Source organism: Salmonella enterica subsp. arizonae, from assembly GCF_008692845.1.
Taxonomy (GTDB): Bacteria; Pseudomonadota; Gammaproteobacteria; order Enterobacterales; family Enterobacteriaceae; genus Salmonella; species Salmonella arizonae.
In genome coordinates, this window is sequence record NZ_VXJW01000018.1 from 37,489 (window position 1) to 59,739 (window position 22,251).

Annotated in this window: 18 protein-coding genes, 1 tRNA gene and 2 pseudogenes; 13 read left to right on the forward strand and 8 right to left on the reverse strand. The window is 50.6% G+C overall.

Features of this window, described 5'->3' with window-relative positions:
* From F4V61_RS20855 to F4V61_RS20870, 4 genes and pseudogenes are all read left to right on the forward strand, one after another.
* A pseudogene (locus F4V61_RS20855) lies at nucleotides 1-470 on the forward strand (hypothetical protein).
* A 122-nt stretch (nucleotides 471-592) separates the two neighbouring features.
* Nucleotides 593-991, forward strand: coding sequence for a hypothetical protein (locus tag F4V61_RS20860; RefSeq protein WP_080161295.1), 399 nt, complete (start codon nucleotides 593-595; stop codon nucleotides 989-991).
* Between the two features lie 78 nt (nucleotides 992-1,069).
* Nucleotides 1,070-2,314 (forward strand): GIY-YIG nuclease family protein, encoded by a 1,245-nt coding sequence (locus F4V61_RS20865; RefSeq protein WP_038396866.1) that lies wholly within the window; start codon nucleotides 1,070-1,072, stop codon nucleotides 2,312-2,314.
* 46 nt (nucleotides 2,315-2,360) lie between these two features.
* Complete coding sequence (locus F4V61_RS20870) at nucleotides 2,361-3,743, forward strand: VasL domain-containing protein (RefSeq protein WP_038396865.1); 1,383 nt, start codon at nucleotides 2,361-2,363, stop codon at nucleotides 3,741-3,743.
* Nucleotides 3,744-4,058: 315 nt separating this feature from the next.
* Here the strand turns inward: F4V61_RS20870 and F4V61_RS22560 are convergent.
* The 5 genes and pseudogenes from F4V61_RS22560 to fadE form a co-directional block, all read right to left on the reverse strand.
* Nucleotides 4,059-4,130: pseudogene (locus F4V61_RS22560) on the reverse strand (SymE family type I addiction module toxin); the annotation flags it as partial.
* Between the two features lie 440 nt (nucleotides 4,131-4,570).
* Nucleotides 4,571-5,293 carry an adhesin/invasin protein PagN gene (gene pagN / locus F4V61_RS20880; protein ID WP_000787598.1) on the reverse strand — a complete coding sequence of 241 codons (723 nt, stop codon included), beginning with the start codon at nucleotides 5,291-5,293 and terminating at the stop codon, nucleotides 4,571-4,573.
* 1,015 nt (nucleotides 5,294-6,308) lie between these two features.
* Complete coding sequence (locus F4V61_RS20890) at nucleotides 6,309-6,716, reverse strand: Spy/CpxP family protein refolding chaperone (RefSeq protein WP_000788196.1); 408 nt, start codon at nucleotides 6,714-6,716, stop codon at nucleotides 6,309-6,311.
* 161 nt (nucleotides 6,717-6,877) lie between these two features.
* Nucleotides 6,878-7,645 carry an amidohydrolase gene (locus tag F4V61_RS20895; RefSeq protein ID WP_058819976.1) on the reverse strand — a complete coding sequence of 256 codons (768 nt, stop codon included), beginning with the start codon at nucleotides 7,643-7,645 and terminating at the stop codon, nucleotides 6,878-6,880.
* 109 nt (nucleotides 7,646-7,754) lie between these two features.
* A complete protein-coding gene (fadE, locus tag F4V61_RS20900; protein ID WP_058819975.1) occupies nucleotides 7,755-10,199 on the reverse strand; it encodes an acyl-CoA dehydrogenase FadE in 2,445 nt (814 codons plus the stop codon).
* Nucleotides 10,200-10,438: 239 nt separating this feature from the next.
* On the opposite strand from fadE, the gene lpcA reads away from it, so the two are divergent.
* Both lpcA and F4V61_RS20910 read left to right on the forward strand, forming a co-directional pair.
* Nucleotides 10,439-11,017 (forward strand): D-sedoheptulose 7-phosphate isomerase, encoded by a 579-nt coding sequence (lpcA, locus tag F4V61_RS20905; protein ID WP_000284051.1) that lies wholly within the window; start codon nucleotides 10,439-10,441, stop codon nucleotides 11,015-11,017.
* 75 nt (nucleotides 11,018-11,092) lie between these two features.
* Nucleotides 11,093-11,860, forward strand: coding sequence for a class II glutamine amidotransferase (locus F4V61_RS20910; protein ID WP_038396859.1), 768 nt, complete (start codon nucleotides 11,093-11,095; stop codon nucleotides 11,858-11,860).
* On the opposite strand, the gene dpaA is transcribed toward F4V61_RS20910, so the two are convergent.
* On the reverse strand, nucleotides 11,831-12,571 hold the full coding sequence (gene dpaA, locus F4V61_RS20915; RefSeq protein ID WP_001225661.1) for a peptidoglycan meso-diaminopimelic acid protein amidase: 741 nt from the start codon (nucleotides 12,569-12,571) through the stop codon (nucleotides 11,831-11,833). The two genes, F4V61_RS20910 and dpaA, sit on opposite strands and share 30 nt — an antisense overlap.
* 251 nt (nucleotides 12,572-12,822) lie before the next feature.
* On the opposite strand from dpaA, the gene dinB reads away from it, so the two are divergent.
* Nucleotides 12,823-13,878 carry a DNA polymerase IV gene (gene dinB, locus F4V61_RS20920; protein ID WP_080161296.1) on the forward strand — a complete coding sequence of 352 codons (1,056 nt, stop codon included), beginning with the start codon at nucleotides 12,823-12,825 and terminating at the stop codon, nucleotides 13,876-13,878.
* Between the two features lie 259 nt (nucleotides 13,879-14,137).
* On the opposite strand, the gene pepD is transcribed toward dinB, so the two are convergent.
* The gene (pepD, locus tag F4V61_RS20925; protein ID WP_001292968.1) at nucleotides 14,138-15,595 is read right to left on the reverse strand and encodes a cytosol nonspecific dipeptidase; all 1,458 of its coding nucleotides are present in this window, start codon (nucleotides 15,593-15,595) and stop codon (nucleotides 14,138-14,140) included.
* A gap of 245 nt (nucleotides 15,596-15,840) precedes the next feature.
* Between pepD and gpt the strand changes: the two genes are divergently transcribed.
* The 3 genes from gpt (at nucleotide 15,841) to crl (ending at nucleotide 18,091) form a co-directional block, all read left to right on the forward strand.
* Nucleotides 15,841-16,299 carry a xanthine phosphoribosyltransferase gene (gene gpt / locus F4V61_RS20930; protein WP_001292018.1) on the forward strand — a complete coding sequence of 153 codons (459 nt, stop codon included), beginning with the start codon at nucleotides 15,841-15,843 and terminating at the stop codon, nucleotides 16,297-16,299.
* A gap of 88 nt (nucleotides 16,300-16,387) precedes the next feature.
* Nucleotides 16,388-17,632 carry an esterase FrsA gene (gene frsA / locus F4V61_RS20935; protein WP_058819973.1) on the forward strand — a complete coding sequence of 415 codons (1,245 nt, stop codon included), beginning with the start codon at nucleotides 16,388-16,390 and terminating at the stop codon, nucleotides 17,630-17,632.
* A 57-nt stretch (nucleotides 17,633-17,689) separates the two neighbouring features.
* Entirely contained in the window at nucleotides 17,690-18,091 is a 402-nt protein-coding gene (gene crl, locus F4V61_RS20940; RefSeq protein WP_000174697.1) for a sigma factor-binding protein Crl, read from the forward strand.
* A gap of 51 nt (nucleotides 18,092-18,142) precedes the next feature.
* Here crl and phoE read toward each other — a convergent pair whose 3' ends face one another.
* The gene (gene phoE / locus F4V61_RS20945) at nucleotides 18,143-19,195 is read right to left on the reverse strand and encodes a phosphoporin PhoE (RefSeq protein ID WP_038396854.1); all 1,053 of its coding nucleotides are present in this window, start codon (nucleotides 19,193-19,195) and stop codon (nucleotides 18,143-18,145) included.
* 281 nt (nucleotides 19,196-19,476) lie between these two features.
* Between phoE and proB the strand changes: the two genes are divergently transcribed.
* The 3 genes from proB (at nucleotide 19,477) to F4V61_RS20960 (ending at nucleotide 22,034) form a co-directional block, all read left to right on the forward strand.
* Nucleotides 19,477-20,580 (forward strand): glutamate 5-kinase, encoded by a 1,104-nt coding sequence (gene proB / locus F4V61_RS20950; protein WP_038396853.1) that lies wholly within the window; start codon nucleotides 19,477-19,479, stop codon nucleotides 20,578-20,580.
* Nucleotides 20,581-20,591: 11 nt separating this feature from the next.
* A complete protein-coding gene (proA, locus tag F4V61_RS20955; protein WP_080161297.1) occupies nucleotides 20,592-21,842 on the forward strand; it encodes a glutamate-5-semialdehyde dehydrogenase in 1,251 nt (416 codons plus the stop codon).
* A 116-nt stretch (nucleotides 21,843-21,958) separates the two neighbouring features.
* Nucleotides 21,959-22,034 (forward strand) — tRNA-Thr (locus F4V61_RS20960).
* The last annotated feature ends 217 nt before the right edge of the window (nucleotides 22,035-22,251 follow it).

The window sequence follows — 22,251 nt, forward strand, 5'->3', positions numbered from 1 at the left end:
ATGTCAGTAAAATTACAGTTTCTCGAAAAATTGCAGACCAGACAGTCTGCTTCGGCTGCATCTGTCAGCAAGATTCAGGCCGATATCGCAGACTTTCGCCTGCGAATGACACAGCTTCAGGAGCAGATGGACGCGTGGTTGGTGGGTACCGGACTGAATGTGGAGACGCTCAATACACCCGTTACGGACCTGCTGGTTGAGGGGGAGCATTTGATATTGCCACCCTCGTTCTGCGTATCGACGACCGGTCTGTAAAATTTGTGCCGGCATTCCTTTATGGTCAGGGTGTAACCGGGTGTTTGGAGGGGACCTTCCATAATGGAGGGATCGTGACGCCTCTGGGGCGATTATTTATGCGGTCTGGAACGGTGAACAAGTGGACCTTTACTTCGCCTGGTGCTTTATCCCGTCCCGGGCAGGATTTTGATGAGAGCACGTTTTTTGATTTGATTTTAGCGCTTCTGCCATAGCGGGCGCTGAAAATGAATCATTATTTTTTTGCTTTGAATCATTGCACGTTTTCCTGACGAAACGGTTAATAGCTTTCGGATTACTTAGCCCCAAAGTAACGAAATAAATCACGGATATGTAAATGAGAAAATTAATCTTCCTTGTGGTCTCAGGAATGCTGTTTACGGCACAGGCTGATGCTGCGCGTGGAAGGCAGCCCTGCTCAGGTTCAAAAGGCGGTATAGCGCACTGCACATCGGATGGTCATTTTGTCTGTAATGACGGGAGTCTGAGTCAGTCTAAGCGATTCTGTTCAGGGTATGGTTCTTCTGGCACCGGCAATCAGGGAAAACCGTCCAATTCCACACGCAAAACACAGACGAAAAAAGTGACAGCGGCGAAAAAACAGAAACCGCAAAGTGTTGCAGAAAACGACGAACCGGTCAGTGCACAACCCCGACAGCCAACATGTGCTCCCCTCTACATGACCAACAAGCCCGGATACACCCATTTACCAATTTGCTCAGGGAACCAGTATTAATCGGGTACAGGAAAGGTTCTTTGCCCGTTATTCACATTAAATAGTCAGGATTGTAAGAAGAAAGGAAAGAAAAAAAGCATGGCACGAAGAAAAAAAGATGACAATGCAGCGGGTATTATTCTGGTTATTATTGGCGTCATTGCCTGGGGTGTTTATGTCGCGGTAAGAGCATTAATTAATCTTAATGAGCGATTTATTGAATCTGTGTCGAATCCTGCAGGAGTCATCGGTCTGTTCTTTGGCTTACTGATAGCCACTGCATTGATAATACGGGTTTTTATTTACCGGGGTTTTACGAAGAAAACAGCAGAGCTCGAACGGGCCGTGTCGGACCTGGCGCAGAAAGAGAAAGCCTTTGAAGAAACGGTCAGTACTGAAGTGGCTCGTAGAATATACCAGGAAAAGAAACAGCTTTCCGGTCAGTGGGATGACTTTCACAATGCCAGAAATAAAGCCTCCCGGGCACTGCAGCGTATTGTAGATTCCGCGTATAAATTCAAAGTCAAAACACTGCTTTCCGGCACTACGGTAAATAACTGGCAAAGCAAGTATGACCAGCTTAGGAAGGAAAGAGAGGCTTACGCGGGCATCAGCGAGAAAATCACCTTTCTGGAGCTTGAAGATAATGCCGACTGGGAAAGTGTAAAACAGCAGTTTCTGGATAAGGTCGCCCTGCTGGAAAAAGCGCAGGAAGAAAAAGAATACCAGGCTGAGCTCAAGCGTCAGATGCGGGAGGAAAAACAGCGACAGGATGAGCTGGACCAGCAGCAGCGCGAGGCAGAAGAGGAGGAGCAACGCCTTGCTGAGCAGCAGCGTTTACTGGAAGAAGCTCTGCTCGCCGCTGAAGGTGCTCACCGGGAAGAGCTGGAAAGACAGCGTCTGGAGCTGGAGCAGAAAATCCAGGACGTGCATCAGCAGTATGAACGCGCCAAGTCTATGGCCCAGCTCACGAAGCAGGGACATGTGTATGTGATTTCGAATATTGGCTCTTTCGGTGAAAACGTCTTTAAAATCGGCATGACCAGACGGCTGGAGCCGATGGAGCGCGTGAAGGAATTAAGCGGGGCAGCCGTGCCGTTTGATTTTGACGTCCACGCCATGATTTCCTGCGATGACGCTCCTGCGCTTGAAAAGACACTTCACGACCATCTTGAAAGCTACCGGATTAATCGGGTTAATCTGCGTAAGGAGTTTTTCCGGGTTGAGCTCAGCAGAATTATCGATGAGGTTGAGCGTCACCATGGGCAGGTTGAATATATTGCCGACCCGGTGGCGCTACAGTATCTGCAGAGTCTCAAATATGCAGAAAGCGAAGCCGCATAAGCAATAACTTTCAACCGCTCCTTATACGTTAAATGGACAACGGGTCATGAATGACATCACCCCGCATAAAATCAAGACCGGCGGCGACCCGCGCACGCTACCGGATTATGCCGCCCTGCGTGATGAACTGAACAAACTGACGCATCCGGCTCGCCCGGATGTGAACTGGCGCTATGCGGAAAAACTCTGTCTCTCACTGTTTGAGCAGAACGGCGTAGAATTGCAAACGGCAGCCTGGTATACGCTTGCGCGTACTCAACTGGCCGGCTTATTCGGGCTCAATGAAGGGCTGACGATACTCGATGCCCTGATAAGCCATCAGTGGGGAGCGCTGTGGCCTCAGCCAGTCCATGCCCGCATGGAAATTCTCAGCAGTCTGAGTCAGCGTCTGCAGCAACGGATGCGCTCGCTCCCGCTGAATTACAGTGACCTCAGCCAGTTGTACCGGGCGGAGCAACTGCTTACCGGACTAGGAGAAGTACTGCAGCGCCTGGAGCTTAAGCATCTGAGCCAGCTCGATACGTTGCGTACTTTGATGCACAACAGCGCTGTCCGGCTGGAAAACAGCGATGGCATAAACAGCACCGGGTCGAACATTCAGCCTGGTGTTGTGTTGCCTGCCACCGTGATGAATGATGCGACAACATCCACGAGAGACTTTGCTGGTGGTCCGGATGAAGATACGCCAGAGAGTAGTGCAGTGAAGTGGGTTTACGTTGCGCAATCGGAACAGCAGCCGAATGTGGAAGTGCTGGCAGCTGTGCCCACTCCGGTAAAAAAATGGAAATCCTTCGTCGCCGGTATGTGTACCATGCTGGTAATAGGTATTGTCGCAGTGTGGGGCTGGCAGTTTCTTCACCGGCCAGACCCGTTACAGACTCAGCTTGCTGCTTCGCTGGTTCCGTTCCCTGCACCTCTCTCGTCTGAACAACTGGATATGTTGCGTCAGCAGACTCCGTTACCGGAGGATCTTATCGCCCAGACACAGCAGCAGCTTGCATGGCTGGATAAATTACCTCCTGACTGGAATATCACTTACGCAAGAAAACTTACAGAACAGGTTCAGTCGCTGTGGCCGGAACAGGCTAAGCCCCTGGTACAGCAGTGGCAGCAACAGATTAATATCTCAGTACTTCCTGTCGATACAATGAACGGCTGGCATGAAGGGATGACACAGCTTCGGGCACTTGCCGATAAACTGAATGCGCTAGATGGTCAGAGAGGAAAATACATTACCGTCAGTGAGCTTAAATCGCAGGTCTTTGGCATGCTGACAAGCTTCCGGCAGACCGTGCCGGTGGAAGAACAGCTACGGCAGTTGAAGTTGCTCCCTGAAGACTCGTTGCAGCGTCAGCAGCAGGTCCAGCAGGCTGAGCAGCGACTCCGGGCGCAAATATCTACTCTGGCACAGGAAAAACAGCGTGACTGACAGCAGGGAGGTCGGGCATGTCAGATAAAAAGGGAGCCCCCGAAATCACTGGGTACAGTGGACGGTCGATGAAATTACGTTTGTGGAACAACACTATGGTCAGCTGTCTGCCCGTGAAATCGGGGAGCGGCTTGGCCGATCTGCCAATGGGGTGGCCCGGATTGTTTAGCTTTCCGGTCTGTCCCGGGGTATGCTGCCACCCTGGTCGGAAAGGGAACAGGTGTTGATGCAGGCGCACTACAGTAAAGGGCTTTACTCTGGTAACGACCCTCATCACGGATTTTATAGTGAATGGCGTCCAGCCAGACGAGGGGGTAAACCTTCTTCCGATATTTTCACCGTCACGCCGCGCCCGGTGTAAAATCCCGTCTCTTTCAGCCAGTCGCCAGAAGGTGAGGAAGCGTGGCTGGCGGGCAGTCATGAGAGCGTGGCGTCGTGGTGGCCGCAGGGGGAGCACCGGTATGCATGGGATAAATCGGGGTGGCTGACGGGGTATGAGGTGTGGTCAAAAAGCCGGGCGGAGCGGGAAACCCATTACAATTATGCCCAGAGAACAGGCGCGCGGCGGCTGAACGCAGACGGCCCTGCATGAGAATGGCGCAAAGGAGAATTTGATTATTTACGGGAGGAACATCTTTTATCGGAGTAATCCGCTAAAAAGCGGGTGTTCTCGTTATCAGTGTCTAAATTGAATCTTTCATACCATTATCTTGTAGGGCAATTTTCCTGTATTCAACGGTTTTCTGATGGCGCAGGGGGGATTAATTACTGGTATCCGCCATTGCGCCTTTTGGAATCAATAGCTCCTGCTATTTTACTGATATTATTTAAAATGCGTAAGTGATGCCAATCATGAAGTCATTGGATGCAGCTTTTGTGTCTGCATAATAAGAGGTGTACTCATCACCTGCATAGTTATTTTTTGAAATGCTTACTTTGCCTGCATTAATGTATTTATAACTGGCATCAATGGCAATATTATCTGTTACAGCATATTTTGCACCGATACCAGCGCCCCAGGCAAAGTTATTTTTTGAAGCAGCCAGGGTTTCGTTGATGTCAAAGTCCTCAGACATGGTGTTATTTTTTAGCTTCACACGAGCGAGGCCAATGCCTGCGCTGATATATGGCGTAAATGCCGTGCTGTTATGGAAATCATAATAACCATTAACCATGTAAGTGCTCATCCGGACTTGGTTTTTTACATTCATATGTACTGTATCATCAAACGCAGTGAAATCCTGCCCGCCTTTAGCATCCGTCTCGCCTCTGAAAGTGGTATCCAGTTCTAAACGTACTGGAAGCTGGAATTGATCATTAAAGTCGTAGCCGATAGCAACTCCGCCACCAAAGACGCCTTTGGTGCGGTCAGGTAACTTTGGTTGGCCATTGACGACTACGTCATCATCGATGAGGGTTGAGTTGATGCCATAGAGGTTTACTACGGATGCCCCCGCTTTCCCGGTGATATAGGCCCCTTCTTTTGCTGATGCAGTAACGACATGGGTTACCAGAAGGGAAGCGATGCAGACTGCGAAAAAGTTTTTCATTTCAAAACCTGCCTTAAAATTGGGGTGAAAGACAAGTTTCACGATATATGTTATGACATAACGATTACATAAACGAAGCCCAAAAAGCTGGGTATTGCGACGTCGGGTTTCCTGTTATCTGGTGAAAAAATGAGATGAAAATTTTAAATAACAATGCGATAAGCTATTTCTGGTTGAGAGACGTCTGAATGATATAGCTTAAAAGGTCGGTGTTGGGTTTGTTATCACATTAATACCGGTGTACCTTGTGACGTTCAGGCTTATGTTATTAAATGCCATCAATCTGAAAATTCAGATTGATGGCGCATAATGACGGGCTCAAAACTGATATTTTGCGCCGGTATAAGCATTTAATTCGTTGTCAACATCGTGACCAAATTCCGTATTGATATGGGGATTTGCGCTCCCCTTTTCACTGCAAACCTCACTTCCATTCCCGGTCCGGCGTTAACACTGTTAAAATTTTGACAAGTAAAACGATAATCGTCGGTATGGGAATTTGTCTCCGTTCCAAATTGCCAAACGTAAGCCAGCTCAACACACGGTTTCACTTCTACATTGTATAACTGGAAGCTTACGCCCGCCTGCATATCAATACTGCCGTCAGTATAATAAGAACAGTAAGCGTCAGTAATATCTATATCAGGAATATTTACAACCTAATCGCCTTTTATGCTGATATGATTACTGGTATTAGCAAATGCATTATAACTATAAAGCGAATAGTCTATAGCCAGACTGATGCTGAACAATTTAGCTGTTTTAAATTTCATGGGTAACTGGCCCGTTATGATAGGGAAGAATAATAAGAATTTATTAATATTATTTGAAGGTATTTTAATGTGCAGCGCTATTTACAGAAATATTTTTTTCTGTCTCAAAAAATATTTTATAAATAGTGCTTTGCTATCAGTGAGTTGTTCTCTGGGGCGGTACACCGTAAGAAAAGGAGAAAGACGAATTTATACCTAACCCAGGATAAAGCCCGTCATTCATGAATAACGGGCAAAAATATTTACTCAAGCGCCTGGGCGAGATCTTGTTGTACCTGTTGACGCTGTTCTGGTGTTAAGATTTTGCTTAAATCAAAATAATACTTGACCCGATAATAGCGCGCCTGCTGCTCTATGTTACTGAAGGCTGCAAGCTGCTGTTTCACGGCGGCGTCATCCCATTTGCCGGATTTAATCACCTCTATCAGCGCGCCGTCTTTAATTCCCTTCATCGAAATCTGACTGACGTCGGTTTCCAGTTGTTGGTGAAGTTTTTTAATCCGGGTAATCTGATCGTTTGTCAGTTTCAGGTGCTGGACAATAGGATCCTGGTCGGGAAGGGGAGGATTGGGGACAGCGGCGGCGAAAGCGCCAAAAGAAGCGCCCGCCAGAGTTGCTGCCAGTAAAGCTGTGCGTACAAAGTTTTTCATGGAGATATCCTGATAAAGGAATGATTAACCTTTTTTATCGCCCGCGAATGGCGAGTGATTATCTTAGTCAGAATACGTCCCCTGCCACATTGCGCCACGCGAATTTGTTTTACGGAGAGTTACGGAGTGAAACAATCCCACAGCAGTGAGTGGCAGGCTGGTTACAATGCGAATGAATCGGCATCGCGCCAGGCAGGAAATTTTTCGCGATAATCCAGCAAGGCAGCGAGAGAAAGATCGGCATCGATGCGTGTCGCCTGGTGTGGATCGGCGGTGGCGATAATGTCGCCCTGGGGATTAATTACCCGGCTATCGCCGCGATAATGAAACCCGTTGCCATCGGTGCCAACCCGGTTGCAACCAGCGACATAAGCCTGATTTTCAATCGCGCGCGCCGTCAGTAATGTTTGCCAGTGTAGCGAGCGCGGCGCGGGCCAGTTCGCCACGTATAGCGCCAGATCATAATCATTGCGATTGCGCGACCATACCGGAAAGCGCAGATCGTAACAGATCAGCGGCAGGATACGCCAACCGCGCCACTGCACGATGATGCGTTCGTCGCCTGCGGTATAATGTTGATGTTCATCCGCCATACGAAACAGATGGCGCTTATCATAGAAATGAACCTTGCCTTCCGGCTCAACAAGTAAGAAGCGGTTTGCGGCGCCGCGCTCAGTTTGTAGCGCCGCGCTGCTGGCAATCAGAGCGTCAGTTTGTCGGGCTTTAGCCTGCATCCACGCAATCACACTATCTTGCGAAAGCGAGTCGTTAGCGGCCTCCATCGCAAAACCGGTGGTGAACATTTCAGGCAGAACAATCACATCCCGGCCAGACACAAGCTCCAGTTGTCTGTCAAAATGACGCAGGTTCGCCGGGCCGTCCATCCAGACTAAAGGTTGTTGCAATAGGGTAATTTTCAAACCAGACACGATCGGGGCTCCTCATTAAACAGCGTCTTTACACTGTAGCATGAGCAATAATAAAAAAGCGGCAAGAAAAAGCCCCGCGAAAAGCGGGGCAGGAAAGACGCGAGACCGATTATGCGGCTTCGACTTTACGCACTTTCGCCGGCAGCTTTACTGGCCTGGTCGCCAGCGCTTCAGGTTCAAAATCATCAACGTTGATACTGCGCAGACGGCTCTCTTCCGCTTTCGCCAGAATGGCGGCTTCATCTTTATCGATAAGCCCTTTCGCCAGCGCATTACGCGCCAGTTCATCCAGACGGGTAAACGGCAAATTTTTACCCAGTTCTTTGCAGATGCGCTGGTGAATCGGATCGGCGGCGAGGACATCACGCAGCGCTTCTTCCAGTAAACCGACCGGATTATGCTCGGCTGGCGTCAGATACTGACCGCGCCCAATGCGTGAACGTGTGGCGTTTGGCACCTGCAGGATCTTCGCAACGGCGTGATCCAACTTATCAGACGGCGCCAGATAATGACGGCCAGTTGGGAAGATCATCGCCGTGAGCAAGCCGGCCACGACGCGGTTCGGGAAGTTTTGCAGCAGATCGTCCATCGCCTGTTCAGCACGATACAGCGCATCCTGTACGCCCCAGTGCACCAGCGGCAGGTCGGCTTCATGGCGACCTTCATCGTCGTAACGCTTCAGTACGGCTGAGGCCAGATAAAGCTGACTCAGTACATCGCCCAGACGCGCGGAGATACGCTCGCGGCGTTTCAGGCTGCCGCCCAGTACTGCCATTGACACGTCGGACAGCAGCGCCAGGTTTGCGCTCAGTCGGTTCAGATGCTGGTAATAACGCTTCGTGGCATCGCCGGTTGGCGTATGGCTCGTTAAGCCGCGGGTCAGGCCAAGCCAGAAGCTGCGAACGGTATTGCTGCCGACATGACCAATATGTTTAAGCAGCAGTTTATCAAAGGCATTCACATCGTTATTCTGCGCTGCGGCCATCTCTTCCAGTACATAAGGATGGCAGCGAATGGCGCCCTGACCAAAGATCATCATGCTACGGGTCAGGATATTCGCGCCTTCCACGGTAATCGCGATAGGCGCGCCCTGGTAAGCGCGCGCCAGGAAGTTGCTCTCGCCCAGCATAATGCCTTTACCGCCAGTAATATCCATCGCGTCGATAATGGACTGCTGGCCGCGGTGGGTGCAGTGATACTTCACGATAGCCGACAGTACTGCCGGTTTTTCACCCAGCATAATGCCGTAGGTGATTAACGATGCGGCGGCATCCATCACATAAGCGTTACCTGCAATACGCGCCAGCGGTTCTTCAATACCTTCCATCTTGCCGATAGAAATTTTGAACTGACGACGAATGTGAGCATAGGCACCAGTTGCCAGCGCGACGGATTTCACCCCGCCAGTGGAGTTGGACGGTAGGGTAATACCGCGTCCTACCGACAAACATTCCACCAACATACGCCAGCCCTGCCCGGCCATTTTGGGGCCGCCGATAATATAATCAATAGGTACGAAAATATCGTTGCCGCGGGTTGGACCATTCTGGAACGGAACGTTAAGCGGGAAGTGACGACGACCAATTTCCACACCCGGCGTTGAGGTGGGGATCAGGGCGCAGGTAATACCCAGTTCTTCTTCTCCGCCTAACAATTTATCGGGATCGGAAAGCTTAAACGCCAGGCCCAACACGGTAGCTATCGGCGCCAGCGTAATATAACGTTTGTTCCAGGTCAGGCGCATACCCAGCACCTGCTGGCCCTGCCATTCGCCCATACAGACGACGCCGGTATCCGGAATCGCGCCTGCATCCGAACCTGCTTCCGGGCTGGTCAGCGCAAAGCAGGGGATCTCCTGACCGCGTGCCAGTCGCGGCAAATAGTGGTTCTTCTGCTCTTCCGTACCGTAATGCTGTAACAACTCGCCGGGGCCGAGTGAGTTTGGAACGCCGACGGTGATCGCCAGAATCCCGGAGACGCCGGACAGTTTTTGCAGTACGCGGGACTGCGCATAAGCTGAGAACTCCAGCCCGCCGTACTCTTTTTTAATGATCATCGCAAAAAAACGATGCGCTTTCAGGTAAGCCCACAGTTCCGGCGGCAGATCCGCCAGTTCATGGGTAATCTGGAAATCGTTCGCCATCCGGCACGCTTCTTCTACCGGACCGTCGAGAAACGCTTGCTCTTCGGCAGTGAGTTGCGGTTGCGGATAGTTGTGCAATTTTTTCCAGTCAGGCTTGCCCTGGAACAGATCGCCCTCCCACCAGGTTGTACCGGCATCAATCGCTTCTTTCTCAGTGCGCGACATCGGCGGCATGACCTTACGGAAGCCGCGAAACACCGGCGCGGAAACCATTGATTTACGCATCGGCGTGACGTTAAACGGCACGAGAATAATGGCCAGAGGAACCAGCAGCCAGATGGACCACAGGCCAGCGACGCCAAGTGCGGCGGTCCAGGCGAGCAGAATCAGACTGCTGAGAAATAAACTCACGCGGTGATAGAACAATGCGCCGAGCAGGACAATAGTCGCGAAAATACTCAAAATCATCATAACGAAAAGCTCCCTTGCTTGTAGGAGGTCTGACCACTTGTGATGATTAGGTTGTAGTGGATGTAAAATCTTTTAGCAATGTGTTTACAAAATAATTACAACAAAGCTCACATTGTTGCCGTTTTTGGTGGCACGAAAAATCAAAAGCGCGAGGCGTTAATTCGGCTTATGCTTCTCGCCTGTACCGCTATCCGGTACACTGCATACTGTCATTTATATTCATGCTGAAGGATATCCTCATGTACCAGGATCTTATTCGTAACGAACTGAACGAAGCGGCGGAAACGCTGGCTAATTTTTTAAAAGATGACGCCAATATTCACGCCATTCAGCGCGCGGCGGTCCTGTTGGCTGACAGTTTTAAAGCGGGTGGTAAGGTACTTTCCTGCGGTAACGGCGGCTCCCATTGCGATGCGATGCACTTTGCTGAAGAGCTGACAGGTCGTTACCGTGAAAATCGTCCGGGCTACCCGGCAATTGCGATTTCTGATGTTAGCCATATCTCCTGCGTCAGTAATGATTTTGGCTATGACTATATTTTCTCTCGTTACGTTGAGGCGGTAGGGCGCGAAGGCGATGTCCTGTTAGGGATTTCGACGTCAGGGAATTCCGGTAATGTCATTAAAGCGATTGCCGCCGCCCGCGAAAAAGGCATGAAAGTGATCACCCTGACCGGTAAAGACGGCGGCAAAATGGCGGGAACGGCGGATATTGAAATTCGTGTACCGCACTTCGGTTATGCCGATCGTATTCAGGAAATCCACATCAAGGTGATTCATATTTTGATTCAACTGATTGAAAAAGAAATGGTTAAATAAGCAGACCTTTTTTCTGTGCTTTGCCGGATAAGCGCTGTGCCATCCGGCAATGAATCATTTAAAGGCAGGTGATGAATGTGCGAATTGCTTGGGATGAGCGCCAATGTGCCAACGGATATCTGCTTTAGTTTCACCGGACTGGTGCAACGCGGCGGCGGAACCGGACCGCATAAAGACGGCTGGGGAATTACCTTTTACGAAGGAAAAGGCTGTCGCACATTCAAAGATCCGCAACCGAGCTACCATTCGCCGATTGCGAAACTGGTACAGAATTACCCGATCAAGTCCTGCTCGGTTATCGCCCACATCCGTCAGGCTAATCGCGGTGAAGTGACGCTGGAAAATACGCATCCTTTTACGCGGGAATTATGGGGACGCAACTGGACTTATGCCCATAATGGTCAGCTTACCGGCTATAGGTCGCTGGAAACCGGTAATTTTCGCCCGGTGGGGGAAACCGACAGCGAAAAGGCCTTTTGCTGGTTATTGCATAAATTAACGCAGCGTTATCCCCGCACGCCGGGCAATATGACAGCAGTATTTAAATACATTGCGACGCTGGCGACGGTATTACGTGAAAAAGGCGTTTTTAACATGTTGCTTTCAGATGGGCGATATGTGATGGCGTTTTGCTCAACCCATCTGCACTGGATTACTCGCCGGGCGCCGTTTGGCGTAGCCACGCTGGTGGATCAGGATATGGAAATCGATTTCAGTTCACAGACCACGCCAAATGACGTAGTCACCGTGATTGCTACCCAGCCGCTGACGGGGAATGAAACCTGGCAAAAGATTATGCCAGGCGAATGGGCGTTATTTTGCCTGGGAGAGCGTGTAATTTGAGGCCAGTTGCGGCTGAACGACTTCATGACTCAGCGGTTTGCTCACGACGTAACGTCCATCAACGATGGAAACGATCGGCGGCTTATGCGTCTGTTCAAAATAATCGTAGCCGGGTTTAAGCTGCGCCCAGAAATCTTTGTAATAAGAATATTTATGACGCTGCATATTGGCGTCGGTCATCCGGAACGGATAAATACTCACCTGCACGCTTGGCTGGCCAAAGATCAGCGCGGCGGTGACAAACTGGAAAATCTCATCAATGCCGCTGTCGGTCATGGCATAGCAGCCGACGGAGACACAGGCGCCGTGAATCATCAGATACTTACCATCATAGCCATGCGCGCGATCGTAGGCATTTGGAAAACCAATGTTGATGGCCTTATAAAAACGGCTGTCTGGCTTGAGTTGATTACGCTGGACGCTGTAAAACCCTTCCGGACTTTTAAAATCGCCCTGACGACGTTTCGGACCTAACCCGCCGGAATAGTTGCAAATTTTGTAGCTATCAAGCAATTGGTATTGCTCGCCCATCTTGACGTAGAGATCAAGGGTGCGCTCTTCTTTAAAAATCTGAATATAGACCGGTGAGCCCATTAACTGCTGCTTATACTCTTTACTGACCGGCGTAACGGGGCTGCTGCTGCTCAGCAAACCGGCCAATGAGACGCACGGCATCAGAAGCATCGCAAGAAAAAATGCGATTTTACGCATACTGCTTGTTCCTTGATAAAACGGTTACACACGCCAGAACGGCAAAAGAGTCCCCAAATCGGAGTAATCTGGATTTGGAGCGCTCACATTAGCACCACAGTAGTTTTTCGCAAGTCCCCGTTTATACGTTTACAATTTTCCCGCCGCTTCTCGTCGTCAAATCTTCGAATCCGTCGCTTTTTTTAACGAGAATGTCTCTTTGCGTGCAATAAAATATACTGTACACTTAAACAGTATTGTGGGGGCGGAAGATGCGCAAGATCATACATGTTGATATGGACTGTTTTTTTGCCGCGGTTGAGATGCGTGATAATCCGGCGTTACGCGATATCCCCATTGCTATTGGTGGGAGTCGTGAGCGCAGAGGCGTTATCAGTACCGCCAACTATCCTGCGCGCCAGTTTGGCGTACGCAGCGCGATGCCGACCGCCATGGCGCTAAAGCTGTGCCCTCATCTCACCTTATTGCCTGGCCGCTTTGACGCCTATAAAGAGGCTTCGCGGCATGTACGTGACATATTTTCCCGCTACACCTCGTTGATTGAACCGCTCTCGCTGGATGAAGCCTGGCTGGATGTGACTGACAGTCCGCACTGTTATGGATCGGCGACTCTGATCGCCAGGGAGATTCGCCAGACCATTTTCAATGAACTGCAACTCACTGCTTCCGCCGGCGTTGCGCCAGTGAAATTTCTGGCGAAGATCGCTTCTGATCTCAATAAACCTAACGGGCAATATGTCATTACGCCTGCCGATGTTCCCGACTTTCTTAAAACGCTGCCATTAGCCAAAATTCCAGGCGTGGGGAAAGTTTCCGCCGCCAAACTGGAAAGTATGGGGTTAATTACCTGTGGGGATATTCAACAGTGCGATCTGGCGATGCTCCTCAAACGCTTCGGTAAATTTGGCCGGGTATTATGGGAACGTAGCCAGGGTATTGATGAGCGTGATGTTAACAGTGAAAGGCTGCGTAAATCGGTAGGCGTTGAGCGTACCCTGGCGGAGGATATTCATGAATGGTCAGACTGCGAGGCCATTATTGAACGTTTATATCCGGAACTGGAGCGCCGTCTGGCCACGGTGAAGCCCGATTTGCTGATTGCCCGACAGGGCGTTAAATTAAAATTTAATGATTTTCAGCAAACCACTCAGGAACATGTCTGGCCGCAATTAAACAAAGAAGACTTAATTTCCACCGCCCGTAAAACCTGGAACGAGCGTCGTGGCGATCGCGGTGTGCGGCTGGTGGGGCTACACGTAACGCTGCTCCACCCACAGTTGGAACGACAGTTGGTGTTGGGTTTATAAGTCAGACCGTTAAGATTTAATCATTATTGCAATTGCGCCACCTGAATTTCAGTATGATCATGCGTGCGCCGTCGGAAAGCATGTGGGGCGCGGCTATCCCATCTGCAGTGGATATTTCATCAAATCGAACAAGGTAATCTTGTGCGTCTGTTTAAAAGGATGGATTTCAGCGCGATATCATAAAGACATGAACCCGGCGAGCGTTTACTGCCAGGTTCATCATTAAAAAATCCGCGCCCCTGCTGTGGCGCGGATATCATTACTTCGCGGGGATCGCTTTCAACAATTCGGTCAGCAAGGTCCAGTAGTGGCCGACGCTTTCGATATGCACCTGCTCATCTGGAGAGTGAGGTCCGGTGATGGTGGGCCCAATTGAGACCATATCCATATCCGGATAGGGTTTTTTAAACAGACCGCATTCCAGGCCAGCGTGGATAATCTGAATGTTCGGCGTCTTATTGAACAGACGCTGATAGGTTTCCCGCACCAGATGCATTACCGGCGAGTTCGCATCCGGCTGCCAGCCAGGATAACTGCCTTTCGCTTCGGTTTTCGCGCCAGCCAGTTTGCCCAGCGAATCCAGCATACTCACTACATAATCTTTACCGCTGTCGATAAGAGAGCGAATCAGGCAGTGAATTTCGACATTCGCATCAGACATTGTGACCACGCCAACGTTCAGCGATGTTTCCACTACGCCTTTCGCCACGTCTGAATTGCGGATTACACCGTTCGGCGTTGCGTTCAGCAGGCGAACAAAGGTATCGCGTGACAGCGCGGTCAATGCGGCGTTATCGCTAGCGACATCATTGAGTTGCAGCGTCAGGTTGTTCTCTTTTTCCGCCAGTTCGTTTTTCAGAATATCCTGGTAAGCGTTAACTAACGTTTTCAGTGCTTCTACGTTGTCTGCGGCAACGGCGAGGGTCGCGAACGCTTCGCGCGGAATCGCATTACGCAGCGTGCCGCCGTTGAAATCGATCAGACGCAGATCCAGTTCTTCTGCGTGCCCGGCAAGAAAACGCGCCAGCAATTTGTTGGCATTGCCAAGACCGAGGTGAATTTCACCACCGGAGTGGCCGCCTTTGAGGCCTTTCAGGGTTAGTTTAAAGTACGCAAATCCTGCGGGTACAGCTTCACGAGTCAACGCCAGGTTAGAGGTAAAATCGATCCCGCCTGCGCAGCCCATATAGATCTCACCTTCTTCTTCAGAGTCGGTGTTGATCAGGATGTCTGCCTGCAACCAGCCGGATTGAAGGCCGAATGCGCCATCCATCCCGGCTTCTTCAGTCATGGTCAGTAGCACTTCCAGCGGGCCGTGTACGACATTATCGTCAGCCAGTACCGCTAACGCAGAAGCCATTCCGATACCATTGTCTGCGCCGAGGGTAGTACCGCGCGCTTTAACCCATTCGCCATCAATATAAGGCTGGATAGGATCTTTAGTGAAGTCGTGAACGGTGTCGCTATTTTTTTGCGGCACCATATCCAGATGCGCCTGTAAAACGACCGGTTTGCGATTTTCCATACCTGCAGTGGCGGGCTTACGGATCAGAATATTACCGACCTGGTCGCGCTCCACGTGAAGGCCTTTCTCTTTGGCCCAACCCACAATATGTTCAGCGAGTTGCTCTTCGTGATAGGATGGGTGAGGAATAGAACAGATTTTAGCAAAAATATCCCACAAAGGTTGTGGTGATAACTGAGACAGTTCAGACACGATAAGTCTCCTTGACGGTGCCCTGAAAAACATTCTTACAGGCCACAGGGTTAGCGGAATTGATTACTCTTACGAGATGCGATTGAGAATACCACTTTCTCCGCCTGCGGGTAGTATAAAGCATGCAAAAAGAGGCGCGGATTCCGCTAAACACTGGTTTTTAGCGCGTCAGGTCTCTATAATCTCGCGCAACCTGGTTCACCCTCAATTTTTAAGCCGTAGATAAACAGGCTGGGACACTTCACATGAGCGAAAAATACGTCGTCACCTGGGACATGTTGCAAATTCACGCGCGCAAACTGGCAAGCCGCCTGATGCCTTCAGAACAATGGAAAGGCATTATTGCCGTAAGTCGTGGTGGCCTTGTTCCGGGCGCATTACTGGCGCGTGAATTAGGCATTCGTCATGTCGATACCGTATGCATCTCCAGCTACGATCATGATAACCAGCGCGAATTGAAAGTGCTGAAGCGTGCAGAAGGCGACGGCGAAGGCTTTATCGTCATCGACGATCTGGTCGATACCGGCGGTACCGCCGTCGCGATTCGCGAAATGTACCCTAAAGCGCATTTCGTCACGATTTTCGCTAAACCGGCGGGCCGTCCGTTGGTTGATGATTATGTTATTGATATTCCTCAGAACACCTGGATTGAACAGCCCTGGGATATGGGCGTGGTATTCGTACCGCCGATTTCAGGTCGTTAATCAGCAGTTTTTCAGAGCGCCCGGCAATGCCGGGCGCTGTTTTATTGGTTACAATAAGCCTCAATGAGTATCCAAGGAGGCTGCACGCATGACACAGGCTAACCTCAGCGAAACCCTGTTCAAACCCCGCTTTAAACATACTGAAACGTCTACCCTTGTCCGTCGGTTTAATCGTGGGTCGCAGCCGCCCATGCAATCCGCGCTGGACGGTAAGAACGCCCCGCACTGGTATCGCATGATAAACCGCCTGATGTGGATTTGGCGCGGCGTTGACCCACGAGAAATCCTTGATGTGCAGGCGCGCATTGTGATGAGCGACGCAGAGCGAACGGATGATGATTTATACGATACGGTCATCGGCTACCGCGGCGGCAACTGGATTTATGAGTGGGCAAAGCAAGCGATGGACTGGCAGCAGAAAGCCTGTCAGGAACAGGACGCCATGCGCAGCGGACGCTACTGGCTTCATGCCTCAACGCTCTATAACATTGCCGCCTACCCGCATTTGAAGGGCGATGAGTTGGCGGAGCAGGCGCAGGCGCTGGCGAATCGCGCCTATGAAGAGGCCGCGCAGCGGTTGCCAGGTTCGTTGCGTGAAATGGAATTTGCCGTTCCTGGCGGTTCGCCGGTAACTGCATTTTTACATATGCCGAAAGGTGATGGTCCGTTTCCGACGGTGCTCATGTGCGGCGGCCTGGACGCCATGCAAACCGACTATTACACCCTGTATGAACGCTATTTGGCGCCGCGCGGTATCGCGATGTTAACGCTTGATATGCCTTCGGTTGGATTTTCATCAAAGTGGAAATTAACCCAGGATTCCAGCTTGATCCACCAGCATGTGTTAAAAGCGCTTACTAATGTCCCTTGGGTGGATCATACCCGTGTCGCGGCGTTTGGTTTTCGTTTTGGCGCCAATGTTGCGGTGCGTCTGGCCTATCTGGAAGCGCCGCGTTTGAAAGCGGTGGCTTGCCTGGGGCCGGTGGTCCATGCGCTACTTAGCGATCCGCAACGACAGAGCACGGTGCCGGAGATGTATCTTGATGTGCTGGCCAGCCGTCTGGGTATGCATGATGCTTCGGATGAGGCGCTACGTGTGGAGCTCAATCGCTATTCGTTGAAAGTCCAGGGTCTACTGGGCAGACGTTGTCCTACGCCAATGCTTTCCGGCTTCTGGAAAAACGATCCTTTCAGCCCGGAAGACGAGTCTCGCTTAATCACATCGTCATCTTCAGACGGTAAGCTGATAGAGATCCCTTTTAACCCGGTGTACCGCAATTTTGACAAGGCGCTGCAAGAAATCACCGACTGGATTCATCATAGATTGTGTTAATAGATTGCTAAATTCTATTGATTTGGTAAAACAGTTGCTTCATTAAAGGAGATCGCAATGACGTTACCGAGTGGACACCCGAAAAGTAGATTGATCAAGAAATTTACCGCACTTGGCCCCTATATCCGGGAAGGGCAGTGCGAAGACAATCGTTTTTTTTTCGATTGCCTGGCAGTTTGCGTCAACGTGAAGCCAGCCCCTGAAAAGCGTGAATTCTGGGGCTGGTGGATGGAGCTGGAAGCACAAGAGAAAAGCTTCACCTATCGTTATCAGTTTGGTTTGTTTGATAAAGAGGGCAATTGGACCGCAGTGCCGATTAAAGAAACTGAAGTGGTGGAGCGACTGGAATACACTCTGCGCGAATTTCATGGAAAGCTACGCGACTTGCTAATTTCTATGGGGCTGGCGCTGGAGCCATCTGACGATTTTAACGACGAGCCGGTAAAATTGTCGGCATAACCTCATGCCGGATAGCGGCGTTAACGCCGCTATCCGGCACAACATGGTTCATCAGAACTGGTAGGTCAATCCTACCGCAACGATATCATCGTCATTAATGCCTAACGTGTTATCGCTATCAAGCTGGTTGATTTTATAATCCACAAACGCGGACATATTTTTGTTGAAGTAATAGGTAGCGCCAACGTCAATGTAATTCACCAAATCTTCACTGCCGACGCCCTCAATATCTTTGCCTTTTGACAGCACATATCCTAATGATGGACGCAGACCAAAATCAAACTGATACTGGATAACAGCTTCAAAGTTTTGAGTTTTATTGGCAAATCCGCCGGAAACTGGCGTCATATTGCGGGTTTCCGCATAGAAGGTCGCGATATAAATATCATTGGCGTCATATTTTAAACCCGTCGCCCAGGCTTCGGCTTTATCGCCCATTCCGCGGCGCTGCTGGTTTTGCTCATTGGTACGATCGGAATGGGTATAAGCGCCGCTGACGGCAAAATCGCTGCCGCCGAAATCATAGCTCAATGATGTCCCGAAGCCGTCGCCATTCTGCTTTTTCACATCCCGACCTTCATTTTTTCCCTGATACTGTAAGGTAAGATCCAGACCATCAACGATGCCGAAGAAATCGGTATTGCGGTAAGTCGCCAGGCTGCTGGCGCGTTTAGTCATAAAATTATCGGTCTGGGCGGAAGAGTCGCCGCCGAATTCGGGAAACATATCCGTCCAGGCCTCCACATCGTACAGCACGCCCAGGTTACGCCCATAGTCAAAAGAACCGATATCTTTTAATTTCAGGCCAGCGAAGGCCAGGCGGGTTTTTTGCTGGGACGAATCACTTTCGGCTTTATTACCGGCGAACTCAGCTTCCCAGCGCCCGTAGCCGGTCAATTGATCGTTAATTTGCGTTTCACCTTTAAAACCAAAACGGACATAGCTTTGATCGCCATCTTTGCTGCCATAATCGCTCATATAGTGCATGGCTTTAACTTTCCCATACACATCAACCTTATTACCGTTTTTATTGTAAACTTCGGCGGCGTGAACAGATGCTGATGCGATGATACTCACCGCTATTGCCAGAGTGCTCTTTTTCATTTCCATTCCTGTTTTAATTACGCGCTATGATTTGTCGGGAAATCCCGTAAAAAACAGGAAGGTTTTTAACGTCCGGTAATGAAACATTTATGACAAAGTGAGAATTTTTTTTAAAAATATGTTTAATTGTTGCGATAATAAAATTGTCAAATTCCGCCGCTACGCTTGCTGATCCTGCGCAACAAAATTTCACGCTACGCGTACAGATTGTTGGCAACCGGAGTCAGTCCTGCTAAAACGTTCATTTGGTATTTATTTCCTATTTTGAACGGCAGAGAATCATGAGTGACAGCCAGACGCTGGTCGTAAAACTCGGCACCAGCGTGCTAACAGGCGGATCGCGCCGCCTGAACCGTGCCCATATCGTAGAACTTGTCCGCCAGTGCGCGCAGTTACACGCCGCGGGACATCGTATTGTTATTGTTACCTCTGGCGCGATTGCCGCCGGACGTGAACATCTCGGCTACCCGGAACTTCCGGCAACTATCGCTTCTAAACAGCTTCTGGCGGCGGTAGGGCAAAGCCGTCTGATTCAACTTTGGGAGCAGTTGTTTTCAATTTATGGTATCCACATCGGGCAGATGCTGTTGACGCGTGCGGATATGGAAGACAGAGAGCGCTTTCTGAACGCCCGTGATATGCTGCGTGCGTTACTGGATAACCATATTGTGCCGATCATCAATGAAAATGATGCCGTTGCGACAGTGGAAATTAAAGTGGGCGATAACGATAACCTTTCCGCGCTGGCGGCGATTCTGGCAGGGGCGGATAAACTGTTGTTGCTGACCGATCAGCAAGGGTTATTTACCGCCGATCCGCGTAGCAATCCGCAGGCGGAGCTTATCAAAGATGTGTATGGCGTTGACGATGCGCTGCGCTCTATCGCCGGAGACAGCGTCTCCGGGCTGGGGACCGGCGGTATGAGCACCAAGCTTCAGGCGGCAGACGTTGCCTGTCGCGCTGGTATTGATACGATTATAGCTTCAGGCAGTAAGCCGGGCGTTATCGGCGATGTGATGGAGGGGATCTCCGTCGGCACCCGTTTTCATGCGCAAGCCTCGCCGCTGGAGAACCGCAAACGCTGGATCTTCGGCGCGCCGCCGGCAGGCGAAATTACGGTTGATGAAGGCGCGACCGCGGCAATACTGGAACGCGGCAGTTCACTTCTGCCAAAAGGGATTAAAAGCGTGACGGGCAATTTCTCGCGAGGGGAAGTGATCCGAATCTGTAACCAGCAAGGGCGCGATATCGCTCATGGCGTCAGCCGTTATAACAGTGACGCCCTGCGGCGGATAGCCGGTCACCACTCTCAACAAATCGATGCGATTCTGGGCTATGAATATGGCCCGGTCGCTGTCCATCGTGATGACATGATTACTCGATAAGGAACAGGCATATGCTGGAACAAATGGGCATTGCTGCTAAAGCGGCGTCATATAAGCTGGCGCTGCTCTCCAGCCGCGAAAAAAATCGTGTGCTGGAAAAAATCGCTGACGAACTGGAATCGCAGACCGAGACTATTCTCAGCGCCAACGCGCAGGATGTCGCGCAGGCGCGTGAAAACGGTCTGAGCGACGCGATGCTGGATCGCCTGGCGCTAACCCCCGCGCGTCTGAAATCGATCGCCGACGATGTGCGGCAGGTTTGTCATCTGACCGATCCGGTCGGACAGGTGATCGACGGCGGTCTGTTGGATAGCGGGCTACGTCTGGAGCGCCGCCGTGTGCCGCTGGGCGTGATTGGCGTTATCTATGAGGCGCGTCCGAACGTCACCGTTGATGTGGCTTCTTTATGTCTGAAAACCGGCAATGCGGTGATTTTACGCGGTGGGAAAGAGACACACCGTACCAATGCCGCAACCGTTCGCGTAATTCAGAAGGCGCTGAAAGCGTGTGGGTTACCGGAAGCGGCGGTCCAGGCGATTGATAATCCGGATCGCTCGCTGGTCAATGAAATGCTGCGTATGGATAAGTACATAGATATGCTGATCCCGCGCGGCGGCGCAGGCCTGCACAAACTGTGTCGCGAGCAGTCGACAATCCCGGTAATTACCGGCGGGATTGGCGTATGCCATATTTTTGTCGATAGCAGCGCAGAAATCGCCCCAGCGCTGGAGATTATCGTTAACGCGAAAACCCAGCGTCCAAGTACCTGTAACACGGTGGAAACCTTGCTGGTGCATCAGGACATCGCAGAACGTTTTCTGCCTGTGCTGAGCCAGCAGATGGCGGAGAGCGGCGTGACGCTGCATGGTGATGAGAGGGTCATGCAGATCATGAAAGGCCCGGCAAAACGCATTCCGCTGAAGCAGGAAGAACTCGACAATGAATTCCTGTCTCTGGATCTTAACGTGGTCATGGTCATGAATATTGATCATGCTATTAACCATATCCGTGAACATGGTACTCAGCATTCCGATGCAATTTTGACGTGTGATATGCATAATGCTGCGCGTTTCGTGAACGAAGTGGATTCTGCGGCGGTTTATGTCAACGCCTCTACCCGTTTTACCGATGGCGGGCAGTTTGGGCTTGGCGCAGAAGTGGCGGTCAGCACGCAGAAATTACATGCCCGCGGTCCGATGGGGCTTGAAGCGCTCACCACTTATAAGTGGATAGGCTTTGGCGATGGTACGATTCGTGCGTAAATAATGGCGAGCGGTGCAAAAATAGCCGGTTGAGTAGCAAGGCTATTGACGCACCGCCCGGTTAGTTTTAACCTTCTACCCCGTGATTCCCCCGTATGAACACACCCTTATTCAGGGCCGATATAGCTCAGTTGGTAGAGCAGCGCATTCGTAATGCGAAGGTCGTAGGTTCGACTCCTATTATCGGCACCATTCAAGCATCTCCTGACGTCTACTCAAGTCTATTAAAACCCCGTATAATCAGCGTTACAAGCCCTCGTTAGTGTTTTAAAGTCTACTGACGTGATCTTCTCCCTGAAAACAGTACCAGTCTAAACTGAAGTAGCCGGTCTTTCTTTCACCTCACAGAGAGGCGCATTGCCATGAAAAAGACCCGTTATACCGAAGAACAGATTGCGTTTGCACTGAA